The organism is Ruegeria sp. CL7, assembly GCF_056536445.1.
This window is the reverse complement of sequence record NZ_JBQFPQ010000013.1, coordinates 48,716-66,571: the sequence shown is the minus strand read 5'-3', so window position 1 is coordinate 66,571 and position 17,856 is coordinate 48,716. Positions and strand designations below refer to the sequence as shown.

11 protein-coding genes are annotated in these 17,856 nt (G+C 53.4%); 5 read left to right on the top strand and 6 right to left on the bottom strand.

Going from position 1 to position 17,856, the window contains the following annotated elements:
- The first annotated feature begins 238 nt into the window (after window positions 1-238).
- A complete protein-coding gene (locus ACR0LI_RS19955; RefSeq protein WP_480719114.1) occupies window positions 239-2,119 on the top strand; it encodes a TniQ family protein in 1,881 nt (626 codons plus the stop codon).
- Window positions 2,120-2,136: 17 nt separating this feature from the next.
- Here ACR0LI_RS19955 and ACR0LI_RS19950 read toward each other — a convergent pair whose 3' ends face one another.
- On the bottom strand, window positions 2,137-2,394 hold the full coding sequence (locus tag ACR0LI_RS19950) for a hypothetical protein (protein ID WP_480719113.1): 258 nt from the start codon (window positions 2,392-2,394) through the stop codon (window positions 2,137-2,139).
- Window positions 2,395-2,709: 315 nt separating this feature from the next.
- On the opposite strand from ACR0LI_RS19950, the gene ACR0LI_RS19945 reads away from it, so the two are divergent.
- Window positions 2,710-3,066 (top strand): hypothetical protein, encoded by a 357-nt coding sequence (locus ACR0LI_RS19945; RefSeq protein ID WP_480719112.1) that lies wholly within the window; start codon window positions 2,710-2,712, stop codon window positions 3,064-3,066.
- Between the two features lie 509 nt (window positions 3,067-3,575).
- On the opposite strand, the gene ACR0LI_RS19940 is transcribed toward ACR0LI_RS19945, so the two are convergent.
- The 5 genes from ACR0LI_RS19940 to ACR0LI_RS19920 form a co-directional block, all read right to left on the bottom strand.
- Window positions 3,576-4,328: an outer membrane protein gene (locus ACR0LI_RS19940; protein ID WP_480719111.1), complete on the bottom strand. Its 753-nt coding sequence runs from the start codon at window positions 4,326-4,328 to the stop codon at window positions 3,576-3,578.
- 28 nt (window positions 4,329-4,356) lie between these two features.
- Window positions 4,357-5,643, bottom strand: a complete 1,287-nt coding sequence (locus tag ACR0LI_RS19935; protein WP_480719110.1) for a DUF3179 domain-containing (seleno)protein — start codon at window positions 5,641-5,643, stop codon at window positions 4,357-4,359.
- A gap of 59 nt (window positions 5,644-5,702) precedes the next feature.
- The gene (locus tag ACR0LI_RS19930; protein WP_171724060.1) at window positions 5,703-7,370 is read right to left on the bottom strand and encodes a sulfatase-like hydrolase/transferase; all 1,668 of its coding nucleotides are present in this window, start codon (window positions 7,368-7,370) and stop codon (window positions 5,703-5,705) included.
- A 101-nt stretch (window positions 7,371-7,471) separates the two neighbouring features.
- The gene (locus ACR0LI_RS19925; RefSeq protein ID WP_480488432.1) at window positions 7,472-9,109 is read right to left on the bottom strand and encodes a sulfatase-like hydrolase/transferase; all 1,638 of its coding nucleotides are present in this window, start codon (window positions 9,107-9,109) and stop codon (window positions 7,472-7,474) included.
- A 1-nt stretch (window position 9,110) separates the two neighbouring features.
- Window positions 9,111-9,389, bottom strand: a complete 279-nt coding sequence (locus ACR0LI_RS19920; RefSeq protein WP_480719109.1) for a hypothetical protein — start codon at window positions 9,387-9,389, stop codon at window positions 9,111-9,113.
- A 122-nt stretch (window positions 9,390-9,511) separates the two neighbouring features.
- Between ACR0LI_RS19920 and ACR0LI_RS19915 the strand changes: the two genes are divergently transcribed.
- From ACR0LI_RS19915 to ACR0LI_RS19905, 3 genes are all read left to right on the top strand, one after another.
- Complete coding sequence (locus ACR0LI_RS19915) at window positions 9,512-10,828, top strand: tetratricopeptide repeat protein (protein ID WP_216600164.1); 1,317 nt, start codon at window positions 9,512-9,514, stop codon at window positions 10,826-10,828.
- Window positions 10,829-12,091: 1,263 nt separating this feature from the next.
- Window positions 12,092-16,546 (top strand): Tle-like phospholipase domain-containing protein, encoded by a 4,455-nt coding sequence (locus ACR0LI_RS19910; protein WP_480719108.1) that lies wholly within the window; start codon window positions 12,092-12,094, stop codon window positions 16,544-16,546.
- Window positions 16,543-17,814, top strand: a complete 1,272-nt coding sequence (locus ACR0LI_RS19905) for a peptidoglycan-binding domain-containing protein (RefSeq protein WP_480719107.1) — start codon at window positions 16,543-16,545, stop codon at window positions 17,812-17,814. Before ACR0LI_RS19910 ends, ACR0LI_RS19905 begins: the two co-directional genes overlap by 4 nt.
- Window positions 17,815-17,856 lie beyond the last annotated feature (42 nt).

The window sequence follows — 17,856 nt, the reverse complement described above, 5'->3', positions numbered from 1 at the left end:
AAGAAGGGCTCAAGACGCGCCATCTGCGCGTCGGTCAACCAGAAAAGATCAGACATGTTCACCGCTCGGTTTTCAGCCGTGAATCATGCCGTTCGCTGAAAATCAATGGGTCCTGACCCTACAGCGAAAGGAATGGAGCAGAGGCCTGGATGAACGTCTTCATCGCCGAGGACTACGGGCGCATCAATCCAAGAAAGCTTCTGGACGACGGAGACAGGCCTGAAGATGGAGAAGATGCATGAGGCCCCTGCTGAATCCAATTCTCCCCTTCACAGAAGGGGAGACCCCGTCAAGTTACGTTGCTCGGTTGGCCCGACTGTTCACGAGCACGCCCCGTGATTTCTGCTCGGATCTTGGAATGCGATGGCCCCATATCTGCTCGGCGCATTTGGACCAGTTGGAGACGTTGTCACTGCTAACCAGTGTGCCGCTTAACACACTGGATCAAGGAGCGGCCAGGTTGATTGGTCCCTGCCGGTATCTCGTCGGGCTGTCATCAGCCACCAATGGTACGCTACGGCGTGCAACTATCCGCATTTGTCCGAGATGTATTGTGGAGGCTATGGAGGCTTCTGGTCTCGAGAGCGCGTTTCAACTTCTCGAGTGGTTGGTGCTGCCGATCGGGACCTGTGCCAAACACAGCGTTCCGTTACTCCAGCTTCCCAATGCATCGCATGCACATCTTACCTATGATGTGATTGAACAAGTGACGCGTCATAGGGATCTGATCTTGGAGGCCGCTCAGGTCACGAAAACGCATCGGCGATCCTCGTTTGAAACTTACCTGAGCCGCCGTATCAAGAATGGGGTTTGCAGTGACTGGTTGGACCCTCTGGACCTGACACATCTTCATCAGGCCACTCTGACATTAGGCATGACACTTGCCATGGATCGCGGCGTGAACCGCTCGGACCTGGACTTCGATCTAGAGCGCGCCGCCATGTCGGCTGGGTTTGAGGTCCTGAAGAGTGGACCGGAAACCCTGAAATCCGAGTTGGAGCGTACCAGGCGCCGGTCTTCTTCCAAGCGGTCTTATTTCACGTCAGATATGGGCGAATTCTATACCTGGCTGAAAGAAACTGAAGAGGACCCGGCAACAGCGGAGCTCAGGGCTTGCGTGCAGGATTTTGTATGGGAGAACTATCCGCTGCAGACCGGCGCGAAAGTTCTGGGTACGGAAATTTTAGCACCCAAACTCATCACGCTTGAACGCGTGCGGGAGCTACATGGGGTTGGCGAGGTTCGGGTGCGAGGCATTCTTGCCCATCTTCGCGGTGAAAACGCGAGCGACTTGTCAGATATGAAGGATGTCAGCCATGAGGATCTGGCTGCCGTGCTCGATTTCTGGTCTGGGTTGCAGAATATCAAATCCACCGCGACGCAGCTCAATATCCATCCGGTCCAGGTGAAGGCGCTTATCCGGCAGAACGTTTTGAAAGCTCATCGTTTCGGAACGTCTCTGCGCTACGTGATATTGTCCTCTGTGCAAACCTTGATGACCCGGCTTGAGAATCTGCAGTTAGCATCATCGACACGTCGTAGATTGCCACTCAAGGAATTCAGCCGAAAGAGCCGGGTTCCTTTGGCACGCGTTGTCGCTGATTGGGTGGCAGGTCGATTGACCGGCGTGTCGCGTGATCCAGAAGTCGAAGGTTTGGCTGGTATGCTGATCGATCAAGCTGAAGGCTTAGAAAAGCAGGAGCGTGCATTTTCTGGCGACCTGCCACTCTTGGATGCGGCGGCACGCTTGAAAATGAATGTGGTATCGATCCGGCGGTTGCGGGATGGCGGTTTTCTTAATCAGGTCACGGTGCGAAACCCGGACACGCAGCACAACTGGTGCCATATCACGGCCCAAAGCCTTCAGGCGTTTGAAACAAATTATGTAACACTGGGCCAAATGGCAGAGCAGTTTGAATTTGCCGCGATCCACTTGGCTCGTGCGTTGGACCGGAGAGAAATCGAGACGATCCCCTGTGACGCCGGGTTTGTTCGCGCTTATCCGAAAGAGATACGAGACATTGTTCGGGAATTGACGAAGAGGGGTAACACGTCAGACCAACCCGAAAATACCAACGACTGTTTGAATCAAGAAAAGCAAGTGGCGGCGCCAAGCTGATGCTCCGCCGTGCATGCTCACCAGTAGTAGTGATGGGGTTTACGGCTATCCGGCCAAGCAATGTCATCGGGATCAGCGCCTTTCAGGATGCCAAGAGCAAGGGCCTTGGATTTGCGTCGTGTTGGACGTGTGTGAAAGATGATGTCGTGACCACGCGGCCAATTACCGAGCCACCGGACATCATCCGGGTCTTTTCCAAGACGACGGCTCAGACCCAGGCACGAGTACCCGTTCCCAGGCACGGTGCGGGGACGTTTGCGTTTGTAGTGGGCCATGTCTTTGGCCTTTCATGCAGTTTCAGAACTACATGGCACCCTCCATCGTTTGGTTTGCTGGTCTTGGGCTGGGCTCTGCTTTGACACTGAACACGCAGCCGGACTGGATATCGGATTGGGTCTTCAAAATCAATCGAAGGGAATAGGACGGCTTTGCATAAGAATTTGTGCATCGGCTCTGGCAACCGGAGAGGCCCTTTAGTCAGGGCAGTCTACAGGCAACGGATCGTTACAAGTAATTCATGTGCGTAGGCCGCTGTCAGTTTTTCCTAAAGGCCAACTACAAGCAATTGTTAAACTGCGAGGTGAAGAGACATGACTGATGGTCGAAATGATCTTTTTGAACGGCTCAAACCAATTTGGGAGGCCGTGGTTAAGTTGGGCGAGAACACCCCCGAACTCAGTATGAAGGCCTATCTCAATGAGATGAGGGGCAAAGTAGACAAAGCAAGCACCGCTTCATTGGGGACTGAAAACAGTCCGGATCGGTGTGACGAAAAAGTAGCGGAGGATCCTGAGGCTCAGTTCAAAATGATTGCGGTCGCCTATGCCACTGGAGACTTGGATGAGGTCGACCAGGTGATAATCTACCTTGCTTTTATACGTCGTATGAAAAAACAGGGTATTTATGAATTGGGACACTGGAGTGATGAGGGCCCAGGTGGGCGATGATACAACCAGAGATCGCTTCACATAACACCCATTCAGCGATGTACGCGGTTTGTTATGACGTTGCCAATCGTCCGGTGGCTGCAGAAAACTGCCATTCGAGACGCAGTTCGAAGTCGACCGCAGTGCGGACGCTTCGGGCCTTCGGTCAATCGGACTGAACGATCGCGACCGGCCCGTTCCTGCCGTTAGCGAACGGGTCAAGATGCTGCGGTCGCAGCCCGCGTAGCCGCCATTCGCTGTAGTTGCGAAAGCCAGCCGAGGTGAATTCTCACTCTGCGGTTGAAAGTGGCATCGCGACTTAGACTTGCTTCATTCATCGCTTGATTTCTAGAGTGAGAACAAACTCCAACCAGCTATCGATGCTGGGGTTCAAGAACTGGTGCCAGACACGAAGACAAATCTGAGGACACAGCGAATATGATTCTCTAGAACTTTCTGCAGTTTACTCGCGCCAATCAAACGATGTTCGTAACATCACAACCCAGTCTCGAGTTCACCAATAAAGAATTCTAGAAAAGATAAGTCGCGCCTAACACTGGCCCTGACTGATCAAATGTAAAATCGCTACCGTCGATCTCATGGTCAAACGAGATATAGCGATAGCCGCCGCGGATCAGCCATCTGTTGTTGATGGCATATTCGGCGGTCAACAGAACCTGCCATGTTTCACTGCCGCTGCGGAAACCTCCGTAGTCGACGAAACCGGTGCCGGACCATTTGTCCGAGAACCGGACGCGTGCTCTGGCGGCGATGACAGGGTCGGTCCAGCTGTCGTCGGCGGTTGTTGTCCTCCCCGGTGCCGCGCCAGGGAGAAGGGTGAACTCTGTATCAGTGCTGAACCACCGGAACCCTCCGGCGACATCCACCGAGATAGTTGGTGCTTCATACACTTGGTAGCCGACATAACCGCTTAGGTATTGCGTGGTAAATGATGTCTCGAGGCCCGAACTGGCGGGGCCGGGAGTGCTGTTGCTGAACGACAAATCTGTGTAGTTGTAATCTGCAAGTATAAGCCATCGTCCGTCGGTGGCCGAGAACGCTCCCATAAAGGCGAAATCTAGGTTTTCCAATGCATCAGAAAAACTGAGTGTACCGTCCAGTGTCCCCATGGGGGTGCTTAAGGATGTTTCTGTTTCCGGCATGAACAGATAAATCGTGGCCTCGTAGGACCAATCGGATTGTTGTGCCGCAGCCGTTGTGGCTGCCGATGCCGATAGCGTTGCCGCGCATAAGCAACTTTTCACCCATAGTGACGAAAACATTCTGTTCCTCCCGACAAACATACAAGTTTCAATAAATTGTCGTTGGTTTTAAATTGTGTGGTCCTGATTTTGATTCCGCAGCTTCTTCCGTCGCCATCGAACTGTTGCCGACGCGATTGATATCTGTGTTCGGGAAAAACTCGGACCAAACGTGCCAGAATACGCCTGCGCGCAGGGTTTCTACACGTTTTAGCTGACCCTGATCCGAGTGACCCCAGAAATCGCATTTGGCCACCGGTTGACCCGAGTCGTTATACCAAACGCCCAGGCTTTCATATTTCGGATCCAGGCTGACCACGACATCCCGTCCTCCGACTTTGGCGGTCACGATCCAGTTGTTCTCGATGATGAAATCGTCGGTCCAGCAAGCGACATCTTGACCAATCGTAATTCCCCAGACGTAGGTTTTGTTCGGCAACCGGTGGTCTGAACGATCCATGTTGTCCATCACAGGAGCGTCTTCCTGATGTTGGCGTCCGATGCCCCAGCCAAAGGTGATCTCGGTCATCATGTCCAGCAGACGCAGCAAAGGGTTCGTGGATGGTTTGTTCAGAAACACCTCACCTTCTGGATAGGCTTTCTGAAACCCGCGGAATGTCATTCGAAAGGTGGGCCAAGGCCTCATTTGCGCTTCGGGCCGGAGAGGGCAAGCAGGACCCTCGGAGTTGGGGTCGCGATCCGCCTCGCGAAAACCGTAGATATGCTGGATCGGATCGCCCGTGTCGTTGTCACGCAGTATCAAGTTGTTGCCATGCTGGGCCAGAACCTCAAGGTTCAGGCGCCGTCCTTCTATTCGCGGTGTGTACCCCTGACCCAGATTGGCCATCGCGCAGTAAGTCATGACCACATCCTCGCCCCCCAGCCCATCTACATCGCCCGCCAAATGAGGGCGCATGATCTGCGCATCCGGGTGCGCGCGCGCGTGACCATTGTGTTCGATGACGATGACTGGCGCTGTTGGACCGACATATTTTCGCGCTTCCTCGATAGAAAAATACTGGGCGTCGTTGAGCTGGTTTCTCAGGCCCAAATGCACCCACACATAGGGAAACCCATAAAGAAGCAAGGTCAGCGCAGCCGTTACAAGCCAAAGCCAGAAAGGGCCGCCCCCCAAAAGGAAATGTGCAAGGGTTGCCACTACAAATCCGCCCAGGCCAATGCCAATCAGGCGGTATTCATGCCGGATAAAGCGCACCATATTCTCGCGCTTTACTTTCAGCAGCATTTGCGAGACATCGCCAAGGTCGCGGAAATAGACAAACCCGATTCCGAGTGACACGATCAATCCCAGTGCGAAAATTATGCTACCAACCATGCTGAGATCCTCGATTTTGGTGATTACAGTCCTTCGCAGTTCATTACGAAAGAACAGGCCTACTTCTGGGGCGACGCGCGCTTGATCATGAAAGCTTCAACGGCTTGCTGTGTCTCGGGACGAATGTTCTCAATCCCCTCATAAGGCATGCCGTAGGCGGGCGGAGTATCGGGGTATTTCTCTTTCCGCGCCTTGTGGCGGCCCAGTATACGTACGAATTCCTGCCCACCCCAAGACCCGACTTCGGTTGAGACCGAGTATTCTTCGCGGGTGTCGCGGTAAAGATCGAAGAATTTTGCTAAAATTGCGCTCTCGCCGGGTCCCGGCAGTTTGAGCTTAAGCTGATCCTTAACGATCGCCTCGGGTTTCGCGACCGAATAGATGATCACGTGATCGCGTCGCGCTTTCGATTCATCCGCGAACAGTAGCGCCGCCGACTGATCGACGCCATCGACCAGACGATCCCTTGGGATGAATCCATCCGCCCCGGCAAAGCGCGAGATCGTGGTATAGAGGTCCGAAACATGAATGATGCTGTTTAACAACCCGTCAGCTTCAATCATGCCCGGCCAGCGGATGAAGGCGTCCACGCGCACGCCACCTTCAGTCGTGTCGCCTTTACCGCCCGCGTAAATCAGTGGGGTAAACCCGGATTGCGGCGCGTATTTGGTAAAATGCCCATTGTCGCCCATAACCACAACGATGGTGTTTTCGCTGAGCCCTAGATCATCCATGCGCGCGAACAGATCACCCAGCCACTGATCCAGTAGCTGCATCTTGTCGACATACAAGCCGCCATTCGCGCTTTCCGGCCCGTCACGGCCGGCGCGGGTATTGTCCAGCGGGATCATCGGCCAATATTGCAGGAAGAAGGGCGCGTCCCCAGTTGCAAGGCGTTCCAGTTCCTGAAGTGTTTTATCCTGAAACGCCTGGTTCATTTCGTCGTATTTTTCGGCGTTCCAGCGTTCTCCGGCTTCCATGCGGATTTCGCGAATGGCGCCGCCGGTCTCGCCCTCGATGACGGTCATCATCGCCGAGGCATCCGGTCGGAACCAGCCGTCCAGTGTGTATTTATCCTCATAGTCCCGGATCGCGACCGAGACCTGTTCTTTGATCGCATCATCATTAAAGATTGTCAGCTGGCCCTGCTGGTGGATGGCGTGCTGGGCATAGTCAAAACCCTGATTCATCGCCCAGCTTTCGGCAATATCGCCCATATGCCACTTGCCGACGTGGCTGGTTGCATATCCTGCCTGTTTCAAGACTTCGGCCAGCGTCACTTCATTATCGGGCAATCCAAAGCCAGCGATATCGACGGTCGTATCACCCATTCCCATACGCACGGGCAAGCGGCCGGTCATTTGTGCCACGCGAGTCGGGGTGCAGGACGGTTCAGTATACATCCGAACCATACGCAACGCTTCGTCCGAAAAGTCGTTGATGTTCGGAGTGTCGTACCCTCGGACAGCGTTGAGCTCGGGTATACCCATATCGCCAAAGCCCATATCGTCAATCAGAACGCTGACGATATTTGGGGGTTGCCCATTGTTGCCGTCACGAAAAGCGGCCAAAGCCTGATCAACGGCAGCGTCATCCTGCACCCATTGTTCCGCGCGTTGGGCTTGCAGAATATAAAACTCAGCATCGTGTTGAATAGGGTCGTCCTGAGCCTGCAAAGGTGGGGCGGCAATGCCTGCACACAAAACCATAAGCCATTGTAGTTTCATTCCATCTCCCCCAGGGTTCGAAGCCGAGCTTCGGTTTTTGACTTCGATGTGATTACCATCAGTAACATCGATATATTCGAATAATTGCTAAATTTGTGATCTCACTGCCAACTCGTGAATACGTCGCGGGTCAGTTCGGATTCCGGGCGCAGGTTTTCAATGCCTTCATAAGGTGTACCTTTGCCAATCTCTGAATGCGGATACTTGGCGATCATCTTCTGGTGACGCTTGATCATATCTTGAAAAGATGCCCCGGCCCAAAGCGAGTAGCCCACCAAAGGGTGTTCCTCTCGGGGGTCCCTATAAATATTATAAGTCGGAGCAGCCGCGCCGGGTTGACCGGGGGCAGGAAGATGCATCTTGAACTCCTGCTTGACGACCGAGCGCAAGACAGGTCCTTCGTAGATATAGACATAGTCGCGCCGCCCATTTCCCTCGCCGTTCAACAGCAAGGCCGTCTGGTCGATGCCGTCTATTACGCGGTCCCTTGGGATAAAGTCTGTGGCTCCGGCAATTCGCGCCATCGTGGTGAAGATATCTGAGACGTGAAAGATGTCACCGGCTGCGCTGTTGGCTTCGATCACACCGGGCCAGCGAATGAACGCATCGGTTCTTACGCCGCCTTCAAGATGCTGGGTTTTGCCACCGCGATAGATCAGCTGGTTCAAACCGGATGAGCCTTCGTAGTGATACATCAGGCCATTATCCGCCATCAAAACAACAATTGTGTTGTCCGCTTTGCCAGATTCTTCAAGCTTGGCCAGAAGATCTCCGATCCAACCATCAAGCAGTTGCAGCTTGTCGGCGTGAAATCCGCCATTTCGTGAAATTGCCTGATCCGGGTAAACGAAGTTCAGCGGATAAAGCGGCCAATATTGCAAGAAGAACGGTGCATCCTCGGAAGCTACGCGTTCAAGTTGCTCGAGCGCCTGCCGTTGATATCGCTCGTTCATCTCTTCATATTTGGCCTGCGTCCACACCTCACCGGCCGACATGTCTACTTCCAGGGCGGGACCACCGGCTTCGGCTTCGACACCTGTGACAAGACCATATGGCTTGAACCGTTCATCCAGTTGGAACTGATTATTCTGCCCCTCGGGCACATAGCCGAGCATAGTGTTGGACCGCATTGCCTCGGGGGTCATGAGGCTCAGCTGTACTTGCTGGTGTAATGGAAATGCGGCCCAGTCGAACCCTTGGTTATGTGGGTACGATTGTTCAATGTCGCCTTGGTGCCATTTTCCGACATGCGCCGTATTGTAGCCGACCTGTTTCAGTATCTCCGGCAATGTCACTTCGCTGGCCGGAAGGCCCTCTCCGACCAAAGCCACTTTGACCTCTTCCACACCGGCGCGAATTGGGTGGCGCCCGGTCAGCATGGCAGTGCGTGTGGGAGTGCAGGAAGGTTCGGTATACATGCGCATCAGCGACAAACCTTCGGTGGCCAATTGATTGATGCTGGGTGTCTCGATCCCCATGACGTAATTCATCTTGCGGTCACCCATCTGACCAAAGCTGACGTCATCAATCAGGATGTAGAGGAGGTTAGGGGGCTTATCGCCATTGGCCGCACGAATTTCGGCCAGCTTGGCGTCGACTTCAACGTCTTGTGCATCCCATGCCTCACCAAACTGCGCGCGGAGGAATTCAAACTCGCCGTCATGAACAATTGGGGTTTCCTGAGCAAGCACGGAGCCAGCACCAATCAACAACGTAGGCAAGATATATCTAAGTTTCATGTCAAACCTCCAAATCTTTGTTCCGTACCGATTCCGCACGCGCGCCCTGAGCCCGCAGGTGTCCGTCAATACTGCTGCGCAGGTCCGAGAGGCTTTCTGCCAGATCCGCGAGATAGCGCATCTGTAGAACTGAATGCGACTTTGGCGGCATCGCCATTTCTGCGATGACCTCTTTGTAGTCGCGACAAATTTGATCGAACTCTTGGTCTTTTTCCCGCAGGTTCCGTAGCAGACGACCCGCTTTGGGAAATTGAGATTCAAAGAATTCATCATCCGTCATTGGCAGCGCTTTTTAGGCATTCTCCCTCTAAGCATGCATCCAAAAGAATATGTATTGCACGTTTCAAGCCGCATGCTACGGTAGCAACGTGACGTCAAACCCTTATTGTGAAAGGATAGTTTTTGAACGTCAGCGTGGGCAATCAGGGCCAGACTGGTACTCAATCGTTCTCGGGCGAGCAGTTGCGTGCCGCGTTGGACAAGGTTCTGAGGTCGGATGAATTCAAAGGATCCGCCCGCATGCGATCATTCCTGTCTTACGTGGTGACGGAAACGCTGGAGGGTCGTTCCGACGAAATACGTGCCAAGACCATTGCGATGGATGTTTATGGATACGACGCGGATGAGTTATTGAAACGCGAGGGCGTCGTGCGTGTGGATGCCGGGCGTGTTCGGCGAAAGCTGCAATCTTATTATGACGGTAAAGGGATTGCTGACGAATTGGTTATCTCACTGCCCGTCGGGGGTTACGCACCCGAATTTTTGCCGGGCTCCAGTCGAAGCAGACGAAGCTTACGCGGAAGGCGACGGGCTACCGCAGTCGTTATCTCGCTTTCACTATTAATAGTCAGCATTCTTTTTGGTGTCCTGATTGGCCGCAATTCGCAATCTGTAGCACCCAAAACCGGCAAAACTGCAATCTACGACGTGTCACCTGCCCGTGTCGAGGCAATGAACCTAAGCGACGCAGGCCGGGATCTGATTTTCCCTGTTACGGATCTGGCCCGGCTTCAGCCCGCGTTGTTGATTTTTAAAACAGCGATTGAACGAGACCCGTTATATTACGGGGGATATGCTGGTGCTTCTCAGGTCGAAACAATGCTCGCCATTATGCAATCGGGCAAGCCCGGTTCAGACGAGTTTTTGCACGCAGCGGACAAGAATAGTGCTTACGCTTTGGAAATGGCTCCGAATGCACCTTGGCCGCTTTCAGCTCGGGCCTGGTTTGAATTTGGGGTGGGCAATTATGAAAGCGCGGTTGGATTATCCCAAAGGGCCGTAGACTTGGCACCCGATGATTCACATGTTGCTGAATTCGACGCCCTGATCTCCCTTTACACGTCCGATTTTGATCGGGTTCTGTCGCAATCAGTGAGATATAGAGCACTGGCCCAAAACGGTGGAGGGCTAGTTTTTGACAACGCATTGGGTGCGGCTCAGTTCCACACGGGAGACTATGCTGCCGCAATCCGAACGTTTGATAAAACAATATCTCGCGGTGGGCCGTTCGGACCAATTTCCGCAGCTTACCTTATGGCAGCCCACTGGAGGAACGGAGAACAAGCTGAGGCACAGCGGCTTGCAAGAGTATTTTCGGACACTTGGCCAAGCTTCCCCCTCGAAAAACTAAAGGCTCGGGTGTTTGTAGACCCACAGCCAGTTCAAGAGCTGATCAGTGCAATGATAGCTGCAGGTTGGTCAGGACCCGCCAAGCCCTGACGATTTTCTATAGGGTTTGTAATAATTCGTTCAGAGGCATGCGCTTCCAAGGAGGAGGTGCGTTGGTTGTGAAGTGGACGAACCTCCAGACGAGATCAAAACAAAGTTCATCGATACCGAATGGGTGTGTGATGGACAGACAAAGGTCTGCTCTTGGCTCCCGATGAGATAATCTTTGCACTCGCAGCGAACTTCTGCTTCCCGCCCTTTCTTCCAGTTGTTGCTGATTGCAGTATCGGTCAAAGTGGGCTCGCTGCCGACTTTCTCTGCGACGGGCCCGAGCTGGTGCGTAGAGCCCATTGCTGCCGTCGACCAAGCTTTCGCCTTTTGCATGCGCAGCACGTCGTAATCCGCGTATTCCGGACGTTCCCAGGCGCTTCACAGATGGCAGGGCAGCGGACAGAGCAGCCTTTTGCAGCAGCGGTTATTGCTAACGCAGCATCGCTTCGCTCGTGCAGCACCAACAAATCTGCGTTGCAGCCCAAGTCGCCAGAACGGTCGTTGTCGACCATCCCGGGGGTTCAAATCCAAACCGCTATTTCGCCGCTCACAGCAAGGCGAAACATCAGCGACATCCATCAATACCTTGGAAGCGGTTTTGTCCTTGGCCTCGAACCGAACTATTGCGGCGGTACGACCGTAGGTCCGGTCTGAACTGGCGAACGGCAGACGCCGTCTGCCAATATCGTTCAAATGTCGATCTTCTCAGCAATGCTTAGGGCGTCCTCAAGTTCGCCACCAAGCTATAGCACAGTGTTGTCATATCTTGACTCTTAACTCGGAAAGCTCCACCGCCACGCCTCTCTGTTTCATAGTGTTGGTCCAATTGATCTCGCGCGGTGTCTTCTATTTTCGTTGCGGATACCACGGGCTGCAACGATCCTTGTAGGTTAGTGCAAAGAGTTTTTTTGCATCGCTCAGCCAAGACGACAACCGACTGTAAAATCGGCATTACAAAGCTCGCTAAATTCACGTGTGCGGACAGGAGGTCCGCGTTCAGCATGCCCGGAGGGTGTTGTGTATTGTCTATCAGATGCCATCGCAGAACCCCCGGCTGAAGTCATCAAACATTCACCCCTCGAAACATATGACCGTCCTCCAGCGCGTCAGAGATGCATTTGGTCGGCTCCAGCTGAATCGCCATCAGTGCACTAGCTTCACTGCGCGCTTGCGTCTGCGCAGTCTGTCGGCGGTCAGGTGCTATATTTCAATATTGTCTGATAACAGTTGATTTTTGCGGATAACGATCGTTCCCTACATAGGATGCTTGAAGAGACGAAATTTTTTCCGAGGTTAGTTCAGATGAAGCCTCTTCCGTATTTGGGGTGCCTGATTTTTTCAATTGTGTTTTGCTCTGGGGTTTTTGCTCAAAATACCTCAGAGGACGTTAACGAGCTATTTGTTGAAGCGCTCAAAACCCATCGTCTTGCTATGGAGCAAGACGGCGAGAAGCGAGCAGAAAGCTTGCTTCAAGTACTTCAACTCTTCAGTCAGGTTTCGGCAAATTACCCTGATCACCGTCTCGCTGGACTGATCAAGCGCCGCACAATCCCAAATGTAAATTTTGACGAACTCATCCCGGTCGGTTGGAACGAAGGAAAACGTGGCATCGCACGCGACCTTCTTGCGGCTTACGATAACGATATTGATGTCATGCGCTCTGTTGGTAACGCCGCGGTCTATGCACTTTTGTCAGCCGCGACCTACGACCATGAGGATGGCCAAACAGCGAAGGAACGTGCCCGCCAATTGGGATGGACTGAAAGTGACATACCGGCAGCAGATTCATTCATCGTGGGCGGCGCGAAAGCGTCTCTGTTCACCAAAGGGAACCTTGCTGTTCTGGCATTCAGAGGTTCGACAACAACTGGGGATTGGATCACAAACGGCAGCACTGTTATTCCGGTCCCGCTTGCAGGTGAGCAAGTCATTGATGCAATTTCTCTGGCGGTCGCATTCAGAGAGAATCACCCGAACCTAGTACTGACAGGCCATTCTTTGGGAGGGCGCCTGGCTCAAGCGAGTCGCCGCGTCATTGATGTTCCCGCATATGTTTTCAACTCCGCGCCTGTTGGCCTGCCAGAGCTGAGTGTTCTGGGAGTTGCCAATTTGATCGCAAACCCGCAGGCACCATTGCAGCGATTCCGGCATCCGCAGGATCAGCTCAGCGGCGTTGCGCCGGCAAATGACATTGAAGTTGAAAACATCTTTGAAGCATCAAACATACTCACCTTGAATCCGCTTAACAACGCGACAAAAACCTACTTCCATGACATCGACGTTCTTTACCGGGCTATGGAAAATGTACGTCAAGCACACGACCTTGGGTGGCTAAGCGCCTATCTCATAGATTTACCACTGCCAGATGGCGGCGACGCGACAGAAGAGATCATCGTGGCAGATGGGCAAAGATGGGGGCCGTCAATTGTTCCGGCAGACACCGTTGAATTAGGTTATCGCCCTTGCGGTGATCGCACTGACATTAGGCGCTGTTTGGAAGAAAAAGGACTTGGTAAAGACGCAATCGATTTCTCTTTTGCCGTGGCCGGAGATTTGGTTGGCGAAGTCTTCGCCAAGGACTTTCTCGAGGCAGGCGAGATTGATGTGGCCCATGTCGAGTTCAATGGAGCTTCGCCACATCGCTGGCCGATCTTGCTGAACGGTTCTGTTGGGGAAATCACTCTAGAGACGACCAACGACCTTGCGGCAGTATTCACTGATCCAACGAGCCGAAAGATGTTGGGGCAGTTCCCGCAGGCAATCAGTAGATCGGCGCAAATTCGGTCTAATCGATTGTTGGAAGATGGGACGCAGCGTTTTGTCTTAGTTGAAACCATCATCGACGGTTGCAGGGCGTGCCCGATCCTCGGCAACGCTGTAACGTTCCTTGAAATCGGGCCGGCAACAGGCGGGACCTTAAAGCGCACACCCATTGGCCTCTCAATAAGAGACCCGAGCGATAATGTGGATCTTTCACATCAGGTGTTGCGGGAGCGCCCGGACAGCCTTCAAACGATACTCAATGTCCTTGGCTACAATGCGGGTGAAATGGACGGATATCCCGGCCCCCAAACACGAAACGCCTTAATGGCTTTTCAAGCAGAGCGATGCCTGCCGGCAACCGGGCAACCAGATAGCGCGACAGCCGCAGCAATTGTTGCTGCCGACGGATTTGAAATGCCCTGTTCAGGAAAGCAAGTTCCAAATGGTGTGGCTGCAAACACGCCACTACTTGCGGGCAAGTATGTTCGCGACCTGGCACAATGCGAGCAACACGAGAACTGGGATCTGCTTTGGGAACAGATCTTCATAGATGGAACCGGCATAACACTGGGTCACGAAAATCCATGCGAAACCAGGCGTACCGACATTCGAAACGGCGTAACCCTGTTTCGCGGGTCTTGTAGTTGGGTCGATGCGACAAGGGAAGCAAGTTGGCGTTTAGACCTGCGTTCCAACTCCGAGTTCGTCTTTCTGAGTCAGGAGAATACCTTCGGCAATCTTGAACCCGCGCTTTACAAGCGCTGTGAAGACCTGAAAACAGAAGTCGGCGGGGCGAAAGCCGCTTCCGCGCCAACTGAAGATGGAACCTCAAGTGGGATCACATTTGTGTTCCAAAAAGAGGAACTCGACCAGGTCGCCGCATTGTCGAACGATGGCGAGCTGCGGTCCACAGGCTTCAATGTGGAAATCTCGGATGACCTGTCCGTGAACTGCACGCATTGGGTGCCCCAAGGTGCAGGTGCGCCTTCTGAATACGGCATAACAACTTGGGATGCGCTGCTGCCCAAGTTGCAATGTAATGTATGGTCAGACAATGGAGACGGCTCGTCGGGACTTGTCCCGAATACTCAGGTAACCGCGTCTTTCGACACAGCAAGTCATGCGATGGTTTTGACCCTGGATGACACCGAAGTGTTCCTGTTCGCACGCCAAGGCAGCCAAGCACCCTGTGTTTTTTCTGTTCAGAACCAGGTACATCAGTACAAGAGAGAGTGGCAGGTGGAATGCCAGGTTGGGTACAAAGAGACTGAAACCGCTCACTTTGAACCGGAACGCGGATCGGAACTTCGAAAAAACATCCTTGAGGCTGTAAGACCGATCGCCGAAGAACACTTCGGACCGCCTATTGAATTCGTTGTGAACACTATGCGCGTGCTAAACGGCAAAGCCTATGTCGAGTTCTCGGCGCAAAGACCAAACGGCGTGCCCATCGACATCCGCTCAACGCCTGCGGCTGGTCGTGGCGCAGTCGATTTTGGTGTTGGGAACGCCCATGTTGTTTCCGGTTTCCTCACCGAGCAAGAAGGTGACTGGAGACCGAGTGATATTGTCATACAAGCTACAGAGGCATGGTGGGTCGGAAATTGCACCGGCTTGGAAGGACTAATGCCAGAAACATGTGGCAGCCGAGACAGCGAGTCTCGTCCAATTCAACCCGCAGGAGCAGAGATATCTTCGACACCCGCAGCAATTCCTAACTGCGCGGCCGAATGGGTAACCACCTCCAACGGATGCAAAGCCTGTGTTGAGCGTCCAGAAGGTTGGCTCAGGTACATGCAAAAAACGGCGGACCCAAGCACCCGGTGGAGCGGCGCGTGCGAGAATGGGCTGATTGAAGGACAAGGGGTCCTGACTTGGTATTCCGGCGAAGACGAAGGGTGGCGGACGATTTTTAACGCACGATATCCCGCCGTTGCCGGAGTGCCCGCATTTGAACTCAGACCGAGTGACGTCACGGTCCGATATGCGACCAACCTGTCAGATGGCACTGTCGGCTACGGCAAAGAATGTATCGCCGTCTCGGATGCAGTACACGATGTCTCTCCGCTTCTTTTGATTGTGGATGCGAGCATTCCGCTGGCAAACCCCGAGGTGCATAAAGTGGTCATGGAAGAGGCTCAGCGGATCGCTCTTGCGGATTGCGAGAAAGAGCGTCAGCGCGTCAGCATTCGCAAGGAAGTTTCGCGTTTTAAGGTTTATTCAATCAATTTCGCACGTTCTAACCATCCCCGAATAAAGCCGTTTGTTGATACCGATCGGCCTATCCCGGGCGGGGATCTTTATCGCATCTTGCCGGGTTGCGGATTCCGCCCGTGGCTTTCGGGCATTTCTGAGTGTTTTAAGGAAAATCCAATTACCAATGAAATCCGCCAACAGGTGATTGCAACCAACCAGTCAAGGGCCCAAGCCATCCGCCAAGCGGAACGGTTGCGCGCAGAGCAAGCGGCCCAAGCGGAGAAAGCGAGGCAGCAAGCCAGGATTGCCGCGATCCGGCAAGAGATCGAGCAGAACTGGGCGGCGCACATGGACGATGTGTTCACGGGACAATACGTGATCCAAAACGTCGGCGACCTGCTTCAGTACAACAAAGCCCGCGCGATATCCCTTCTGTCACAGGGGGTCACACTACAACTCGCCACCGCGAATATGAACTTTCAGGATGGAACGGTAATCATCTCGCATGAACATGATCCGACCGATGTCCTGAAACCTGTCCGAGACGCCGCTCGCGCCGAAATGGGCACTTGGGAGCAGTGGTTCGACACAACTGCCAGTGTGGGGCGGGACTATTCAGGACCTAGTATCAACGTAACGTGTCGGCTTGACGCCAGCGCCCTTGAACAACTCGACGGAAAAAGCACCGCCCGTTTTTCTGCCACTATGCAGTCGTTGAACGGTCGGTCAGCGATCTTTGATTGTGAACTGAAACGGTGACCGATGTGTTTAGATCAAGAGTTAATCTCGTGTGGTCCGGTGTCATCTGGCTTGCTTTGTGTGGCTTCGCCCTCGCCCAACACGACTTGGACGCAGTACTGACGGATTTGAAAGCCGTACAAGCGAACGAGAACGCTTCCGTAGATGAACTACGTGCTGCAGTCGCCAAAGTTCAGCGTATTGTAGATGACTTTCCAGCCTCAGATGCCGCCGTCAGTGTCTTGCTTGGAGAAAATTATAAGGGGATCGTGTTTGGCGCTTTCGAACAGAGACTGACAGCAGCCCTTGAAACCCTCGACGATCTTGATCAAGCCCAGGCACAGCTCGGGTCAAATGACAAAGAAGCCTGCCTGACGTCCGCAATTGCAGATCGATCTGGTGTCCGCATGCTATTTGGGTTTTCTACAGACGCGGGCGGCAACCTAGCCGATCTCCCTGAGATCATAGAGCCAAAGAAACCAAATTCTGAGGATCGTTTGCAGTATCTGGGAATAGTTGCTGCTCTTGAAAAATGTGCGCCTTATCAAAATAGCGGCTCACCCTATCAATTGAAACTGTCCGACGCCGGTCGCCTGTCTCTTTTAGAGGTGACGCCGTCGCCGGCAGAGAATGACAGTGATGCGGGGGCCATCGGGGTTGAAGCTGCTGTTGCGCTACCTGTCGGCTCAGAAAGTACCGAAAAGGGCCTGGGCCTGGACAAACAAGCTATTCGGGATATCCAGGCTCGGCTGATGGTGATCGGACACGACCCCAATGGCGTAGATGGTGTGTTGGGAAAAGGAACGCGTTCGGCTATCCAAGCATGGCAGACCACGGTCAGCGCAGAACCGACGGGTTATTTGAACAAGGTCCAGCTCTCAACTCTAAAGACGCAATCTCAAGGCGATTTAGAAGAATGGTTACGCTCGGAAGACAATGCAAAGCTATACGAACCGCCGCCGGTTCTAGCAATTGGTCCGCAGAATATGTCCGGGAACTGGCGCTATACTACGAATTGCGGTTCAAGAAGCCGACTGGGCAGACTTAAGATTACCGGAATCTTCGCTATGCAACACGCCGGGGGCCGAAACTATACCGGGACTCTGTCAAATTCACAGGGATTGCGTGGACGCGTAAGCGCGACTCTCAAGGGGCGTTCCGTATCTGCTGTGACCAACTTTGGGCTTTTGGTTGGTAAGGTGAACTTAAATGCTCGTGTTGACGATTATGAACTGGTGTTGCGGGGTCGCGACTCAAACGGATGCTCTTTCTATGCTTCGAAACGATAGCCAGTAAGGTCGATTTTAGGTCAACCGGTCTAGCCTTCTTTA

Coding starts and splice junctions, on each gene's coding strand:
- ACR0LI_RS19955 (WP_480719114.1), top strand. CDS start 239: ATGAGGCCCCTGCTGAATCCAATTCTCCCCTTCACAGAAGGGGAGACC.
- ACR0LI_RS19950 (WP_480719113.1), bottom strand. CDS start 2,394: ATGGCCCACTACAAACGCAAACGTCCCCGCACCGTGCCTGGGAACGGG.
- ACR0LI_RS19945 (WP_480719112.1), top strand. CDS start 2,710: ATGACTGATGGTCGAAATGATCTTTTTGAACGGCTCAAACCAATTTGG.
- ACR0LI_RS19940 (WP_480719111.1), bottom strand. CDS start 4,328: ATGTTTTCGTCACTATGGGTGAAAAGTTGCTTATGCGCGGCAACGCTA.
- ACR0LI_RS19935 (WP_480719110.1), bottom strand. CDS start 5,643: ATGGTTGGTAGCATAATTTTCGCACTGGGATTGATCGTGTCACTCGGA.
- ACR0LI_RS19930 (WP_171724060.1), bottom strand. CDS start 7,370: ATGAAACTACAATGGCTTATGGTTTTGTGTGCAGGCATTGCCGCCCCA.
- ACR0LI_RS19925 (WP_480488432.1), bottom strand. CDS start 9,109: ATGAAACTTAGATATATCTTGCCTACGTTGTTGATTGGTGCTGGCTCC.
- ACR0LI_RS19920 (WP_480719109.1), bottom strand. CDS start 9,389: ATGACGGATGATGAATTCTTTGAATCTCAATTTCCCAAAGCGGGTCGT.
- ACR0LI_RS19910 (WP_480719108.1), top strand. CDS start 12,092: ATGCTTGAAGAGACGAAATTTTTTCCGAGGTTAGTTCAGATGAAGCCT.